Annotated in this window: 14 protein-coding genes; 11 read left to right on the top strand and 3 right to left on the bottom strand. The window is 52.1% G+C overall.

Annotated features, from left to right (window positions below; genetic code table 11):
* Positions 1 to 16 precede the first annotated feature (16 nt).
* The 10 genes from KJS40_RS01940 to KJS40_RS01895 all read left to right on the top strand — a co-directional run bounded on the left by KJS40_RS01940 (position 17) and on the right by KJS40_RS01895 (position 9,345).
* The gene (locus tag KJS40_RS01940) at positions 17 to 580 is read left to right on the top strand and encodes an RNA pyrophosphohydrolase (RefSeq protein ID WP_090455455.1); all 564 of its coding nucleotides are present in this window, start codon (positions 17 to 19) and stop codon (positions 578 to 580) included.
* Positions 581 to 867: 287 nt separating this feature from the next.
* Positions 868 to 1,863, top strand: coding sequence for a cytochrome-c peroxidase (locus KJS40_RS01935; RefSeq protein WP_025040527.1), 996 nt, complete (start codon positions 868 to 870; stop codon positions 1,861 to 1,863).
* 358 nt (positions 1,864 to 2,221) lie between these two features.
* Positions 2,222 to 2,467, top strand: a complete 246-nt coding sequence (gene hfq, locus KJS40_RS01930) for an RNA chaperone Hfq (protein ID WP_025040529.1) — start codon at positions 2,222 to 2,224, stop codon at positions 2,465 to 2,467.
* Positions 2,460 to 3,626 (top strand): GTPase HflX, encoded by a 1,167-nt coding sequence (gene hflX, locus KJS40_RS01925; RefSeq protein ID WP_213538864.1) that lies wholly within the window; start codon positions 2,460 to 2,462, stop codon positions 3,624 to 3,626. Before hfq ends, hflX begins: the two co-directional genes overlap by 8 nt.
* 127 nt (positions 3,627 to 3,753) lie before the next feature.
* Positions 3,754 to 4,944, top strand: a complete 1,191-nt coding sequence (gene hflK, locus KJS40_RS01920) for an FtsH protease activity modulator HflK (protein ID WP_090455461.1) — start codon at positions 3,754 to 3,756, stop codon at positions 4,942 to 4,944.
* The gene (gene hflC, locus KJS40_RS01915; RefSeq protein WP_213538863.1) at positions 4,944 to 5,822 is read left to right on the top strand and encodes a protease modulator HflC; all 879 of its coding nucleotides are present in this window, start codon (positions 4,944 to 4,946) and stop codon (positions 5,820 to 5,822) included. Before hflK ends, hflC begins: the two co-directional genes overlap by 1 nt.
* Before the next feature lie 192 nt (positions 5,823 to 6,014).
* Positions 6,015 to 6,200, top strand: coding sequence for a DUF2065 domain-containing protein (locus tag KJS40_RS01910; RefSeq protein WP_025040533.1), 186 nt, complete (start codon positions 6,015 to 6,017; stop codon positions 6,198 to 6,200).
* Between the two features lie 46 nt (positions 6,201 to 6,246).
* On the top strand, positions 6,247 to 7,416 hold the full coding sequence (locus KJS40_RS01905; RefSeq protein WP_213538862.1) for an ATP phosphoribosyltransferase regulatory subunit: 1,170 nt from the start codon (positions 6,247 to 6,249) through the stop codon (positions 7,414 to 7,416).
* A gap of 108 nt (positions 7,417 to 7,524) precedes the next feature.
* Positions 7,525 to 8,832, top strand: a complete 1,308-nt coding sequence (locus tag KJS40_RS01900) for an adenylosuccinate synthase (protein WP_213538861.1) — start codon at positions 7,525 to 7,527, stop codon at positions 8,830 to 8,832.
* Between the two features lie 90 nt (positions 8,833 to 8,922).
* Positions 8,923 to 9,345, top strand: a complete 423-nt coding sequence (locus KJS40_RS01895) for a GNAT family N-acetyltransferase (RefSeq protein ID WP_348529552.1) — start codon at positions 8,923 to 8,925, stop codon at positions 9,343 to 9,345.
* Between the two features lie 67 nt (positions 9,346 to 9,412).
* Here the strand turns inward: KJS40_RS01895 and KJS40_RS01890 are convergent, their stop codons facing one another.
* Entirely contained in the window at positions 9,413 to 10,771 is a 1,359-nt protein-coding gene (locus tag KJS40_RS01890; RefSeq protein WP_213538859.1) for a porin, read from the bottom strand.
* A 556-nt stretch (positions 10,772 to 11,327) separates the two neighbouring features.
* Here KJS40_RS01890 and KJS40_RS01885 point away from each other — a divergent pair.
* Entirely contained in the window at positions 11,328 to 11,609 is a 282-nt protein-coding gene (locus KJS40_RS01885; protein WP_244859654.1) for a hypothetical protein, read from the top strand.
* Positions 11,610 to 11,707: 98 nt separating this feature from the next.
* On the opposite strand, the gene KJS40_RS01880 is transcribed toward KJS40_RS01885, so the two are convergent.
* Positions 11,708 to 13,033, bottom strand: a complete 1,326-nt coding sequence (locus KJS40_RS01880; protein ID WP_213538858.1) for a porin — start codon at positions 13,031 to 13,033, stop codon at positions 11,708 to 11,710.
* A gap of 267 nt (positions 13,034 to 13,300) precedes the next feature.
* Positions 13,301 to 14,812: a threonine ammonia-lyase, biosynthetic gene (gene ilvA, locus KJS40_RS01875; RefSeq protein ID WP_213538857.1), complete on the bottom strand. Its 1,512-nt coding sequence runs from the start codon at positions 14,810 to 14,812 to the stop codon at positions 13,301 to 13,303.
* Between the last annotated feature and the right edge of the window lie 50 nt (positions 14,813 to 14,862).

Raw genomic sequence — 14,862 nt, 5'->3', positions numbered from 1 at the left:
CAAACGGGTGAATCGCATGATCGACCGCAACGGATATCGCTCGAATGTCGGTATCATTTTACTGAACTCGAAAAACGAAGTATTTTGGGGTAAACGCATCAAGCAGGATTCCTGGCAATTTCCCCAGGGTGGCATCAAACCGGGCGAGAGCCCGGAACAGGCAATGTATCGGGAATTGACCGAAGAGGTAGGTTTGCACCCCTGGCATGTGGAAATCATCGGCCGCACGCGCCATTGGTTGCGCTACGAGGTGCCCGATCAATGGATAAGGCGCGATTGGCGGGGAAACTATAAAGGGCAAAAACAAATCTGGTATCTATTGCGTCTCGTTGGGCGTGATTGCGACGTATCGCTGCGCACAAGTGTTCGCCCTGAGTTTGATGCATGGCGATGGAATCAGTATTGGGTGGAACTGGAATCCGTGGTCGAATTCAAACGGCAAGTCTATCGCCAGGCTTTGACCGAACTGGCACGCTTGCTTAACCGCCCTCTCCCGCCATTTGGTAGCGATAATAATGGCCGGTCAGGTTATGATGCCAGAGAACAGGTTGTGTCTGCGCCTGCCAAACAGGGTGACTAAACCAGGAATTGGCGTTTTTATCGCGGTGCAGCCTGAAAAATCTGCGCTGCCAGGGCTTTTTTCGGCACCTTTGCACTCCACCGGTTTGCAGATTAGCCGTGCGGTCATTATTGCTCATGGTATTGCTCGAAGGGCCCTTCTTTCCAGATACGTCCCTTTTTAAAAGGGTATATGTCATGTCAAATGTTTTATTCTCGTCCTCGGTCAGCGGATAAGCTTGCCCATGCTGCGATTTTACAGGCGTAATCGGCTGCGCCATTACAGCCGCGTTTTTTAGGAGATTACCGATGATAATGCGGGCATTGATCATATCGCTGCTAGCTGTTGGAACCATTGCCGCACCCCCCGGTATGGCCGCTGATGAACCCATCCAGCCGATTCAGGCCGCTGCACCGAAGGATCAAAACATGGTGGAGTTGGGCAAGATGCTTTTTTTTGACCCACGTTTATCGAAGTCTGGATTCATCTCCTGTAACTCCTGCCACAACCTGAGCATGGGCGGCACAGACAATCTGCCGACATCCATTGGCCATAACTGGCACGAGGGACCGATCAATTCACCGACGGTATTGAATTCGAGCATGAGCCTGGCGCAGTTTTGGGATGGCCGAGCCAAAACCTTGAAAGAGCAGGCTGGCGGCCCCATCGCGAATCCAGGGGAAATGGGGTTCACCCACGAATTGGCGGTGGATGTATTGCGCTCCATTCCTCAATATCGGACTCGCTTCAAAGCGGTATTCAATTCCGATAAAATCGACATTGGAATGGTGACTGGCGCCATCGCCGCGTTTGAAGAAACCCTGGTGACGCCTGATTCTCGTTTCGATAAATGGCTCAAGGGCGACAAGACAGCGATCAATCAAAACGAACTGGAAGGATACAAGCTGTTCAAGGAGAGCGGATGTACAGGCTGCCATAACGGCCCCGCCGTAGGTGGGGCTTCCTATCAAAAGATGGGGGTGGTCGAACCTTATAAAACGAAGAACAAGGCGGAAGGCCGATTTGGCGTAACCGGCGCAGATGCCGACCGCATGATGTTCAAGGTGCCGACCTTGCGAAACGTGGAGCTGACTTATCCCTATTTTCATGATGGCGCCGCTGCGACGCTGGAAGAAGCCGTGGATACCATGGGGAGACTGCAATTGGGCCGCAAATTCAGCAAGGACGAAAATGCAAAGATTGTAGCGTTCCTGAAGACGTTGACCGGGAAGCAGCCGGAATTCAAGCTACCCATCCTGCCCCCCTCAACCAATGAGACGCCAAAACCTAAACCATTCAGTTAATTACATAGGGTGGTTTGACCAACGCGCTGACGTTTCATTGGATGTTCTGAATGCTTGCCTGGGCTGAACGATAGCCCGGGCAAGCATTCGACCGCAAGGGAGTTGTCATTTCGGTGCAGATTCAACCCCACCGGGCGTCGCTGCGGCTGTGTCCGAAACATAGCAAATACTCTCTTATTGCTCTTTTCATTTCCGCCGATTTCATTTTCTGAAGGATCGGAATTGATCAGATTATCGGTCACCGATCTGATCGAATGGACAGGTTTGGTGTCCTGCGGCCTTAGCCTTCAGAAATATGGATTTACTCTTGAAAATCAAGTAGAGTTACTTCTTGAATAATTACAATACGGAGTCCCCGATGAGCGCTAAAGGGCAATTGTTACAAGACCCGTTTCTAAATACGTTACGGAAGGAACATATTCCGGTATCGATCTATCTGGTAAACGGAATCAAGCTACAAGGGCATATCGACTCATTTGATCAGTATGTGGTGCTACTGAAGAATACCGTAACGCAGATGGTATACAAGCACGCAATTTCTACCGTGGTTCCCGCAAGGGCCGTCAACATTCCATTTGAGGCACCCGCTATACCTGATGCTTGACCAACCTGCCGGGAATACGCTTAAAACCGACTCTGCTGCTGATTCCGCTGTATTGGTCAGCCTCGATCTTGGCGGTGGCGACTCGGCTGAAAATCTGGAAGAATTACGTCGGTTGGCCGCGAGCGATCAACTTGCGGTTTCCGCAGTAATCAAGGGTAAACGCGCCAGACCCGATCCAGCCACCTTTGCCGGTAGCGGAAAGGTGAACGAAATTTTGCTCGCCCTGGAGCAAACCGGCGCATCGCTGGTTGTCTTCAACCATGACCTGTCTCCCGCCCAGCAACGCAATCTGGAGCGGAATCTCGGGCGTCGCGTCGTAGATCGTACCAGCCTGATCCTCGATATCTTCGCGCAGCGTGCCAAAAGCCACGAGGGTAAGTTGCAGGTGGAACTGGCGCAACTTGAGCATCTTGCCACTCGCCTTGTACGTGGCTGGACACATCTGGAACGCCAAAAGGGAGGTATCGGTCTGCGAGGTCCCGGCGAGACCCAGTTGGAGACCGACCGGCGCCTGATAGGGAAGCGCGTCAAGCTTCTTAAAGAAAAACTCGTTAAATTCGAGCGCCAACGCACGTTACAGCGCCGCTCCAGGCAGCGGGCCCGGGTGACGGCCGTTTCCATCGTTGGCTATACCAACGCAGGAAAATCCACGCTGTTCAATAGCCTGACGCATGCCCAGGCCTACGTCGCCGATCAGTTATTCGCCACGCTGGATGCCACCACCCGCAAAATGTTCATCCCTGACTGCGGGCCGCTCGTGCTTTCGGATACGGTGGGCTTTATCCGGGACTTGCCTCACACGCTCGTCGCTGCGTTCCAGGCCACACTTGAGGAAACCGTACAGGCCGATTTATTGCTCCATGTGGTGGATGCAGGAAGCCCCAATCGTGCCGAGCAAATCGATGAGGTAAATAAGGTACTGAAGGAAATCGGCGCTGATGGGATTCCACAGATACTGGTGCTGAACAAGGTAGACCTGATCAATTTATCCGTGGGACGCGCGGGTTATCGGCGTAATGAGTATGGTAGAATTGAACAAATTCGGCTGAGCGCGAAAACGGCCGAGGGGCTGGAGTTTATCAAGTTGGCACTATCGGAAGCAATCGAGGCGCGTACTTTCCAAGGAGTCGATGAGCACTTGGAAAGTGGCGGCGCTTGATTGGCGAATAAAATTTGACGATTGGGCAAATAATACGATTTGTATTTCTACGATAGGCTGAAGTTTAGCGTTTTTCACCATATCGTTTGATGGTTTTATCTACATTAAACAGAAAATAGGAATCATCATGGGATTAAACGATCCTCAGTGGGGAAGAAAAAAAGGCAATTCCGGTCCACCTGATCTGGATCAAATGTGGCGCAACTTCAACAAGAAGCTCAATAATCTTTTAAAGCGCAAAGGTGGGGGCGGTGGCGGATCGAGTGGTGAAGGAGGCGGCGACAATCCCAAGCGATATAGCGGCGGTATAGGACTGCTTGCCGGATTGCTTTTGCTGCTGTGGGTAGCCAGCGGATTCTACATTGTGAACGAGGGTCAGCGGGGCATCGTATTACGATTTGGAAAATATGTGGAAAGTACCCAGGCGGGCCTGCGGTGGCACTTGCCATATCCGTTGGAAGTAGTGGAAGCCGTTAACGTCAGCGGCGTGCGTACGGTAGAAATCGGCTACCGAAACAATGTAAGAAGCAAGGTATTGAAGGAATCGCTGATGCTGACCGATGATGAGAATATCATCGATATTCAATTTGCCGTGCAATACATCCTCAAGAATCCCGAAGAATTCCTGTTTAACAATCGCGAGCCCGAAAATGCGGTGCTACAGGCAGCAGAAACGGCGATACGCGAAATTATCGGTAAAAGCAAAATGGATTTCGTGCTCTATGAGGGACGCGAACAAGTAGCGGCGAAAGCAACCGAGCTGATGCAGGGTATTCTCGATCGTTACAAGATAGGAATTGCCATCAGCAAAGTGACTATGCAGAATGCGCAACCGCCGGAGCAGGTGCAGGCGGCTTTCGATGATGCCGTTAAAGCCGGCCAGGATAGGGAGCGGCAGAAAAATGAAGGCCAGGCCTACGCTAACGATGTCATTCCCAAGGCCAAGGGTAACGCCGCGCGTCTGCTGGAAGAGTCCGAGGGATACAAGCAACGGGTGATCGCAAGTTCAGAGGGTGAAGCCAGCCGGTTCAAGCAGGTTCTTGTTGAATATAACAAAGCACCGGCGGTAACGCGGGACCGGCTTTATCTGGACATGATGGAACAGGTGTTGTCGAACACCAGCAAGATCCTTGTGGATCAGAAAGCCGGCAACAATCTGCTTTATCTGCCGCTGGATAAACTGATTCAGGCAAGCGGTCCCTCGTCATCATCCTCGGTAGCGCCCGAGGCGGCAGCCGCCTCGGCGCAGGAGGTTATGCCTGACGGTGCCGCTCGCACCCGCGAGGCGTTTCGCGGCCGTGAACGGGAGACAAGATAATGAAAAAATATACTTCAATGCTGTTGGGCACTCTTGTCGCCCTGGTTGTTCTAGCTACATCTTCACTGTATATCGTGGATCAGCGCCAACTGGCGATCTTGTTTCAACTGGGTGAGGTGGTCGACGTAAAAACATCGCCCGGCCTGTATTTCAAGATTCCTCTGGCGCAAAACGTGCGTTACTTTGATTCGCGCATCCTGACCATGGATACAGCCGAGCCGGAACGGTTCATCACCTCCGAAAAGAAGAACGTGCTGGTAGACCTGTTCGTGAAATGGCGGATCGTGGACGTCAAGCAGTATTACGTCAGTGTTCGCGGGGATGAAATGCTGGCGCAAACTCGGCTGGCGCAAACCGTGAATTCCAGCCTTCGCGATGAGTTCGGCAATCGCACGGTGCATGACGTTGTTTCGGGAGAGCGCGACAAGATCATGGAGATCATGCGCCAGAAAGCCGACGCCGACGCACGTAAAATTGGCGTGGAGGTCGTGGACGTGCGGCTGAAGCGGGTGGATTTGCCGCAGGAAGTGAGTGAATCGGTCTACCGCCGGATGGAAGCAGAACGGAAGCGCGTGGCTAATGAACTGCGCTCCACGGGGTCGGCGGAGTCTGAAAAAATTCGCGCCGACGCTGACCGCCAGCGCGAAGTCATTCTTGCCGAAGCTTATCGGAAGGCGCAGGAGGCAAAGGGTGAGGGCGATGCAAAAGCCTCAGCGATCTATGCCGCTGCTTATCAGCCAAATCCGGAATTTTATGCTTTTTATCGTAGCCTGGAAGCCTATAAGCAGAGCTTGAAAAACAAGAGCGACATGCTGATTCTCGATCCTAGCTCCGAATTTTTCAAGTATTTGAGAAACTCCGGTCGCAGTGCTAAGTGAACTGCGGATATTTGATGGTTCGCCCGGTGGCAGGCGCTGGCAGACATCGCCCTGCTGACGGGCCGCAAGTGCGGAGAATATCGTAAACAGGGAGCGGACATACGGTGGCTGGCTGTTTCTTACGTGTTCTCCCATGACGGATGAGTTCGCTTACGCTACAGATCATCGGACGCGTAGCGAGGTTATGGCGGCATGTGGGATACTTTATTAATGGCTTTCGCGCTGATGCTGGTGTTGGAAGGACTTTTTCCGTTTCTGATACCCGGCATGTGGCGTGAGACCTTCAAGAAATTGACTGACGTTGACGACAGTCAGCTGCGCTTTATCGGCCTTACCTCTATGCTGGCAGGGCTTCTTCTACTTTACCTCGTAAATTAGACCTGCGCTGCCGCGCTTCTCTTCAGAATGCAATTGGAACATAAACATGCGTGCGTGGGTTCTCCCCGAATATATTGAGGATATCCTGCCTGCCGAGGCGCTTCGCATAGAGATGATGCGCCGTCGCATCATGGATTGGCTATTCGTACACGGGTATGAACTGGTTAGCCCACCTTTGCTGGAGTACGTGGAATCCTTACTGAAGGGCAGCGGTGGCGGCACGAATTTGCGCATGTTCAAGGTGGTGGATCAGCTGAGCGGACGCATGATGGGGCTACGTGCCGACATGACGCCTCAGGTTGCCCGTATCGATGCGCACCTGCTTAATCGCAAGGGTATTACCCGCCTCTGCTATGCAGGCAGCGTATTACATACCGTGCCATCGGGTTTGACTCGTACCCGGGAGCCGCTCCAGGTTGGTGCCGAACTTTACGGTCATGCCGGCCTGGAGAGCGACCTGGAAGTCCAGCGCCTTATGCTGCAATCTCTGGCAATTGCCGGGATAGGCAAAATTCATCTCGATCTTGGCCATGTTGCCGTATTCCGTGGACTGGTGAAAGGTGCTGGCATCCCTTCCGAGCTGGAGGCGGAGTTATTTGGGGTATTGCAAGCCAAGGATGTTTGTGGGCTGGAGAATCTTTGCGCGGGTCTGGATAAGCACGTCGACGCGGATGCGCAGCGGGCGCTGCTACTGCTACCCGAGTTGTACGGCGGCAAGGAAATACTGTCGCTTGCGCGCAAACTGCTCCCGGCCTATCCTGAAATCATGACAGCGCTGGATGAGCTGGAAACGATAGCCGTGGAGCTGGAACCCCTGGTCCATACGCTGGCGTTTGACCTGGCTGATCTACGCGGCTATCACTACCACAGCGGCATGGTCTTTTCCGCCTATACCTGCGACAGCCCAAACGCGATCGCATTGGGTGGACGCTACGATGAAGTCGGTAAGGCGTTCGGAAGAGCCCGCCCAGCCACCGGATTCAGCATGGATTTGCGGGAATTGTCCGGTTTGGTGCGGCTTGATCTCTACCCCAGGGGGATTCTGGCACCATACGTCAAAGGGGACAAAACCCTGGAAAAGAAAATTGAGCAGCTTCGTAGCGAAGGCAAAATCGTAGTGGTTGAATTGCCCGGGCATGGGGATGAGCAGGAGACTTTCAACTGCGACAGAAAGTTGATACTGAAAGACAATGTCTGGTCAATAATCGAAATCTGAACTCAAGACCTGACGATGCGATGCGGCACAAGAAAACTTTTCTGAAACTCTTTCCTTTTTCCTTGCATTGCCAGGGTCTGGGCAATGCACTAATTGAAGATTACTGACATGGTTAAAAATGTAGTTGTCGTCGGAACCCAGTGGGGCGACGAGGGCAAGGGCAAAATCGTGGATTGGCTTACTGATCACGCTCAGGGCGTCGTTCGGTTTCAGGGCGGCCACAATGCCGGGCATACGCTCGTCATAGGAGGCAAGCAAACTGTACTGCATCTGATTCCTTCGGGTATTCTGCGTGACGATGTTGCTTGTTATATCGGTAACGGCGTAGTTGTATCCCCCCAGGCGCTGCTGGATGAAGTGGACATGCTGAAGCAAGCGGGAATCGATGTGGAAGGAAGGTTGCGCATCAGTGAAGCCTGCCCTGTTATTCTCCCTTGCCACATCGCTCTTGACAACGCCCGGGAAACCGCCAGAGGCCTGGATAAAATTGGCACGACGGGACGAGGCATCGGGCCCGCGTATGAGGATAAGGTGGCCCGGCGAGCGGTACGCCTGCAGGATTTATTTCATCGTGACCGCTTTGCGGCCAAGCTGGGAGAGATGCTGGACTATCATAACTTCGTGCTGAAAAATTATTTCCACGCGCCGGTGGTCGATTTTCAGCAAACGGTGGATGACATACTTTCCCTGGCTGAACGTATCAAGCCAATGATGGCGGATGTACCGCGGCTTCTGTTCGAAGCCAACAGGGCCGGTAGCAATCTTCTATTCGAGGGGGCCCAGGGCACGCTGCTCGATATCGATCATGGCACCTATCCGTTCGTTACATCGAGCAATTGCATAGCCGGCGCGGCGACAACAGGGAGCGGAGTCGGTCCGCAAATGCTGCATTATGTTCTCGGCATTACCAAGGCTTATACCACTCGGGTGGGTGCAGGCCCCTTCCCTACTGAACTGGTTGATGATGTCGGGCGGCATCTCGCCAAGCGGGGCAACGAGTTTGGCGCAACTACCGGGCGACCGCGCCGTTGTGGTTGGTTCGACGCAGCCGCTTTGAAGCGGTCCATCCAGATAAACGGTGTTTCGGGATTATGCGTCACAAAACTTGATGTATTGGATGGTGTCGAAACCTTGCGCCTGGGCGTGGGCTACAAATGGACCGGCAACGATGAAGGCGAGCAATTCAGAGAGATCCTGCCGGTAGGTGCGGAAGAGCTCGCTTGCTGCGATCCGGTTTATGAGGAGATGCCGGGATGGACCGACAGCACGGTGGGGATCAAAAATTTCAATCAGCTACCTTCGGCAGCACGGAGGTATCTGAAGCGCATGGAAGAGATCTGTGAAGTTCCGGTAGACATGATATCAACCGGGCCGGACCGGGAAGAAACGATTGTGCTACGGCATCCATTTGCCTGACTTGACAATCAGTATCTGAAAGTTAGGGCTGTTGCGAAAACCCGATTATTTTCGAACCGGCTTATCATGACACTATTGGTTAAGGAAGACGTGAGCGCCTACACCGTGCGCATCGCGAGCTGGCAAGACGATATTCGGGCATTACGCAGAATACGCGAAGCAGTTTTTATCTACGAACAAGGTGTTCCCGCCGAACTGGAATGGGACGAATTTGACGTGAATTGTATTCATGTACTTGCCTCGGATTCAGCGGCTAATCCTGTCGGCACGGCACGGTTGTTACTGGACGGTTCTATCGGAAGGATGGCAGTGCTGAGGGAATACCGTGGAAAACGTGTGGGCACCGCATTGATGCAGCGGTTATTAAGAGAAGCGGAGAGTCGTCAGATGCAGCAGGTCACGTTGAATGCACAAGTATATGCTATCGAATTTTATAAAAAATTCGGTTTTCGGGTAACGGGAAAGGCGTTCCTCGATGCAGGGATCTCACACGTCAGAATGGTTTTACGATAGCTTATTCAATAAACGTGGCCCTTATCCGCCACCTGTACCTTATGCTTACTTTAAAACCCGGGTTTGATTAAAAGGGAACTGTAAAATCGAGGGATAGCACAACCTGATCCTTCTTTCCGCCAAAGGGGCGATAAGTTGCGCCATGCAGCGCATCCACGTTGTCATACCGTACGTTGGGACGAACGTTAAATTGTTGCATCGGCTTCCAGTCAAGCTTCAGCGTTTTTGCCGCCTTCCAGTTCGCACCAACCGTAACCGCGTAGTAATCGGCAGGCATACTGGTGCTGTTGCCGAGTTGGCCGCGCCCCAGCGCGTAGCTGAGTCCCTGGTTATTCGTGGCGGCACTCACCCGGCCAGGTGAGAAAACGCGAAACCCATCTCTATCCCGGAACCATTCGCCACGTATGCCCACCGACAATTCAGACGTAAGATCATAGTACAAATGGGTGTTGATGCCATACCACTCGGCGTTCTTGTTGACGCCGTTCAATAAAACGCCGCCCGCATAACCGTGGTCATGTTGCAGGACGAAATGCGTTTTGCTCGTGATCCTGTGTTTCAGCACAACGCTGTACATTCCCCACGGCTCGTTGCTTCGTGTGGAGGTTTCGCCGTAGGTACCGCTTAAATTGGCTGAACTCCCCATATCGTCGCTGGTCCAGGTGATACCGGCTATCCCGCCCCAGTTGCCTAATTGCTTATCGAAACCACCATCCCAGCCGCCGGTGGCGCTGCCGGTGGTAACCGCACCTATTGCCGACCAGTTCTCGTTGACTCTGTAGTTACCCAACACCCCTGTATGGGTGAAAGGTTCGCCATACTGCATCGTGTAGGCATGGGTGTAGAAGAAATTGTCGGGGGCTGGAACAGACTCATAACCGATAGGCGTATAAAAATGGCCAACCTTGACGTTCAGGCCATTGCCAACCGGCACATACACCTCCGCATACGCCTGGGGAAGCGCGATACCGTAATACCGCGTCGAGGCACAACACAAATCGAGATCCCAATTGCTTCTGCTCAAAGACTGTCCGGAATTCACATCGAATGCCGGGACACCATAAGCTTGCGTGAAAATGGCGTCCGTACCGAACATGAAATCGAAGCGCCCGCCAATATCCCACGTGCTGCCCTCAGCCACGACCGGTCGTTCTATAAATACATTGAACTGGTTCAGCTGGAATCGATTGGAACGATCGGCAAAAGTTACCGGGCCGTTAAAGCCGCTGGTCTGACCGGGATTGAAAGTGGCTCCGCCATTGATCCAGCCCCCCATCCTTATCCCGCTATCTTTTACCCAGTTAATCGCAGAGTCAACACCGGCACCAGCATCGGCATTCGCATTGGTTGAGTTGACAACCACTGTGAACAGGCTCACGGCAGAGGCGAATATCATCCGGCTTCGTCTTTTGGGCACGTATGACATAAGTGATTCCCCTGGGCAAAAACACCACAACTAAAGTTGTTATTTTCTCAACTTAGCATAACAAATGTCAATTAAATGTTAGTTTATTGTGAAATATTTGTGAACATTCAGGCAAGGTTGCCTTGAGGCGGGCCGAGACCGACCAGAAAACGATCGCAGCTTTTAAAAAACCCATACTACAGTGGGCTATGGCCGTCTTCAGCTTCGCTGTATGCTGCAAAGGCTCGCGCTGTATCCCATACGTTTTTCTACGCAATCAGCATAACCGGAAACTCTGCAACATGCGCTTGCCAGCGCGTGATTCAGCAGTTTGACAACCCCCGTCATACTACTTTCGCACTAAAGTACAATGGCATAATGGGATTTGTATTTTCTTTTTCTATCTATCTTAATCTCAGATGGGAAGAGATGGCGCTATGAAAACAAGTACATTTTTTGCAGCTTTTTCTCTTGGTATATTGGCTTCCTGTGCTCAGATGAGTCCTCATGAGGCTGTCCTAGCACCAATGTTCGCAGGACTGTTCAGAACGCACGCATACGCACTGACTATGACGCCTTGGCTAAGTTCTTTGAAGACGTGGCGAGGGAAATGGAGACGAAGGCAGCGGAGCAAAAGCAGTTGCTGGAACACTATGAAGAAAAAAGCTATTTATATGGCAGGGAAGCACAAGATTTAAAATCACATGCTGCCGCTTTGGTGCGCAAATACCATGAAACCACTGAGGAAAATATAAAGGAAGCGGCTGCCCACCGACTAATGACAGTAGAGCAAGCCCAGCATGAGTCTACCTGCCGCGACGGTAAAATGGCAGGTACTGCGGACCAGGGAAGCAATTAAACACAGCATAAACAGCGACGTCGTGGCCTGTTGTCAACTGTAAGTACTGAGTCCCGGTATGGCGTCGAGGTATGCTGCAGCCAAGGTAAATGCCGGTGTCAGAAAGGAATAGTCGCATCGAGGGAAAACAGAACTTGATCCTTTCGATTATCGAAAGGCCGATACGCTTGATGAATCCCTTCTGCTCTGTCATAACGAATATTGGGACGAATGTTCAGCTTTTGCATTGGCTTCCAGTCTAATTTCAGCCTTTTCGCCGGTTTCCAGTTCATGCCCACGGTAACTGCATAATAATCAGCCGGAGCACTCATGGGAGTGAAGTTTCCTGCAAAACTGTGTCCCGTGTTATCGGTAGCAGCAAGTACACGAAATGGCGAAAAGACGCGAAAACCATCTCTATCACGAAACCATTCACCCCTGATCCCGATAGACAGATCATTCAGAAGATCGTAATACAGGTGCGTATTGATACTATACCATTCGACGTTCTTGGGGGCGCCGTTCAGCAAAACGCCACCGGCGTAACCGTGAACATGGTGCAGAACCAAATGTGTCTTAGGAGTGACCCTGTGCTGCAATACCACATTGTACATACCCCAGGGTCTAGTGCTTCGCGTGGAAATCTCGCTGTATGTACCGGTGACGTTGATAGAACTTCTCTTGTCATCACTCACCCAGGTAATCCCGCCCAAACCTCCCCAATTGCCTAGCTGCTTGTCAAAACCTCCGTCCCACCCTCCCGTGGCGCTGCCCGTGATTGCACCGGCCATGACGGACCAGTTGGCATTGACTGCATAGTTACCCACCAGCCCCGTATGGGTAAACGGTTCGCCATTATTGAACGTATAGGCATGGGTGTAGAAAAAATTGTCGGGTGACGGCACGGTCTCGTAGCCGGTGGGCGAATAAAAATGACCTGCTTTGATGTTGATACCATTGCCAATCGGCAAGTAGGCTTCCACATACGCCTGCGGAAGTGCAATGCCGTAGGTACGGGTGGAAGAGCAGCATAAATTCAGATCCCAATGTCCCCTGCTCAACGGCTGGCCGGAATTAACATCAAAAGAAGGGACGCCGAAAGCCTGCGTATAAATCGCGTCTGTGCCGAACATGAAATCGAAGCGCCCACCGAGATCAAACGCGTTGCCTTCCGTCACTACAGTTCGCTGTATATATATGTTGAATTGATTTAACTGAAATCGATTGGCCCGATCGGCAAACGTAACGGTACCATTGTATCCATTGCCAGGATTGCTCGGATTGTAAGTTGCTCCGGCGTTGATCCATCCGCCCACCCTTACACCACTATCCTCAAGCAGGTCTACTAATTTAAAAGCATGCACATTGCTCGAGTTCATGAGAACTGACAGCAGGGCGCTTACGGCAAACAGAAACCCGCCTTTGCATCTTCGCACGCATTTCATTTATGATTTTCCTTAGTTCCCCAGACATAAGGATTTTGAGAAACATCCGAAAATGGGGCGTTTCGGCTTTATAAGACAAAAACTTGGTTATTGACGATTCTCTTTAAAATCGTGCCGTACTCATAAATGGAATGTCATCTGCGCTGTCCGTCCCCCTGTTATCAAGAGCGGGAAATTCCGATACGGTGAAAAAAAACATCACTACCTCTATCCTTTATCGGCAATTCGCCCCGATCAGTGATACCGATATGAAAGAGCAAATCGCACCTACCCCAGGAACAATTTATATGCCGGATTTTCGCTTTCATCCCAGTAATGGTTATCGAGTTGCCTTAGAAACGCCTCGAACTCGTCCCTCTCTTCAGGCGGCACTTCCATGCCCACCAGCACGCGGCCGTAATCGGCGCCATGATTGCGGTAGTGGAACAAGCTGATATTCCAGTGACGACCCATGCTGTTCAGAAATCTCATGAGGGCACCGGGACGGTCAGGAAATTCAAAGCGATAGAGAAGCTCATTCTTTATCTCACGGGCGCGCCCCCCCACCAGATGGCGAACATGGAGCTTTGCCATTTCGTTGTCGCTCAAATCCTCTGTGCGCAAGCCACTGCTCTCCAGGCTTCTGATCAGTTTTGCCGCCTCATCGCGATTGCGCACCGATACGGCGACGAACACATGTGCTTCTTTCGGATCAGCATAGCGGTAATTGAATTCAGTAATGCTTTTCGTTCCAAGCATGGCGCAAAACTTCCTGAAACTGCCGGGCTCTTCGGGAATGGTCACGGCCATCACCGCTTCACGCTGCTCACCCAGTTCCGCCCGTTCGGACACATGACGCAGCCGATCGAAATTCATGTTGGCGCCAGAGGCGATGGCAATCAAATCCTTGCCGCGGATTTTCTCACGCTTGGCATAAGCCTTCGCGCCGGCGACAGACAGTGCCCCGGACGGCTCCAGAATCGCGCGAGTATCCTCGAACACATCCTTGATCGCAGCACAGATAGCGTCAGTATCGACCAGGATGATTTCGTCCACCAGTTCACGGCACAAACGAAAGGTTTCTCCTCCAACCTGCTTCACTGCCACACCATCTGCAAACAATCCCACCTGTGCAAGCCTGACTCGGCGCTTTTTTTTCAGGGACTGATACATGGAATCGGCATCTGTTGGTTCGACACCAATGATTTTGATTTCCGGATAAAGCCTCTTCACATACGAGGCGATACCGGAAATAAGGCCACCACCGCCTATCGGGACAAATATGGCGTAGATTGCGCCGGCGTGCTGGCGAAGAATCTCCATCCCGATTGTACCCTGCCCCGCGATGACGTCAGGGTCGTCATAGGGATGCACAAAAGTGGCATGCTTCTCTCTGGAAAATTTCAATGCGTAGGCATAAGCCTCGTCATAGGAATCGCCATGTGTTATCACCGTCGCGCCGCGCGCCTCGACCGCCTGCATTTTGATTTGTGGCGTAGTAACGGGCATCACGATGGTCGCGCGGCAACTCAGCCGTTGTGCCGCAAGCGCCACCCCCTGCGCATGGTTCCCTGCAGACGCAGTCACCACGCCGCGCTTGAGCACAGCGGGGGAAAGCTTGACCATTTTGTTGTAAGCCCCGCGCAGCTTGAATGAAAAAACCTCTTGCATATCCTCCCGCTTCAACAAAAGCCGGTTATGTATGCGCGCGGACAAATTTGGTGCAAGCTCCAGCGGACTCTCTACCGCAACATCATAAACCCGAGCGGTGAGAATTCTTTCGAGATAATTGTTTTTCATCAAAACCGGGATTTCCTGATTTCAGGGCTACGCATTTTAGCATGCCGGGA

It is taken from the genome of Nitrosospira sp. NRS527, from assembly GCF_018406445.1.
GTDB classification, from domain to species: domain Bacteria; phylum Pseudomonadota; class Gammaproteobacteria; order Burkholderiales; family Nitrosomonadaceae; genus Nitrosospira; species Nitrosospira briensis.
This window is presented reverse-complemented; position numbering and strand designations above follow the sequence as displayed.

What these genes read in the sequence shown, in the direction of transcription:
- KJS40_RS01940 (WP_090455455.1), top strand. Translation starts at nt 17, where the DNA reads ATGATCGACCGCAACGGATATCGCTCGAATGTCGGTATCATTTTACTG.
- KJS40_RS01935 (WP_025040527.1), top strand. Translation starts at nt 868, where the DNA reads ATGATAATGCGGGCATTGATCATATCGCTGCTAGCTGTTGGAACCATT.
- hfq (WP_025040529.1), top strand. Translation starts at nt 2,222, where the DNA reads ATGAGCGCTAAAGGGCAATTGTTACAAGACCCGTTTCTAAATACGTTA.
- hflX (WP_213538864.1), top strand. Translation starts at nt 2,460, where the DNA reads ATGCTTGACCAACCTGCCGGGAATACGCTTAAAACCGACTCTGCTGCT.
- hflK (WP_090455461.1), top strand. Translation starts at nt 3,754, where the DNA reads ATGGGATTAAACGATCCTCAGTGGGGAAGAAAAAAAGGCAATTCCGGT.
- hflC (WP_213538863.1), top strand. Translation starts at nt 4,944, where the DNA reads ATGAAAAAATATACTTCAATGCTGTTGGGCACTCTTGTCGCCCTGGTT.
- KJS40_RS01910 (WP_025040533.1), top strand. Translation starts at nt 6,015, where the DNA reads ATGTGGGATACTTTATTAATGGCTTTCGCGCTGATGCTGGTGTTGGAA.
- KJS40_RS01905 (WP_213538862.1), top strand. Translation starts at nt 6,247, where the DNA reads ATGCGTGCGTGGGTTCTCCCCGAATATATTGAGGATATCCTGCCTGCC.
- KJS40_RS01900 (WP_213538861.1), top strand. Translation starts at nt 7,525, where the DNA reads ATGGTTAAAAATGTAGTTGTCGTCGGAACCCAGTGGGGCGACGAGGGC.
- KJS40_RS01890 (WP_213538859.1), bottom strand. Translation starts at nt 10,771, where the DNA reads ATGTCATACGTGCCCAAAAGACGAAGCCGGATGATATTCGCCTCTGCC.
- KJS40_RS01880 (WP_213538858.1), bottom strand. Translation starts at nt 13,033, where the DNA reads ATGAAATGCGTGCGAAGATGCAAAGGCGGGTTTCTGTTTGCCGTAAGC.
- ilvA (WP_213538857.1), bottom strand. Translation starts at nt 14,812, where the DNA reads ATGAAAAACAATTATCTCGAAAGAATTCTCACCGCTCGGGTTTATGAT.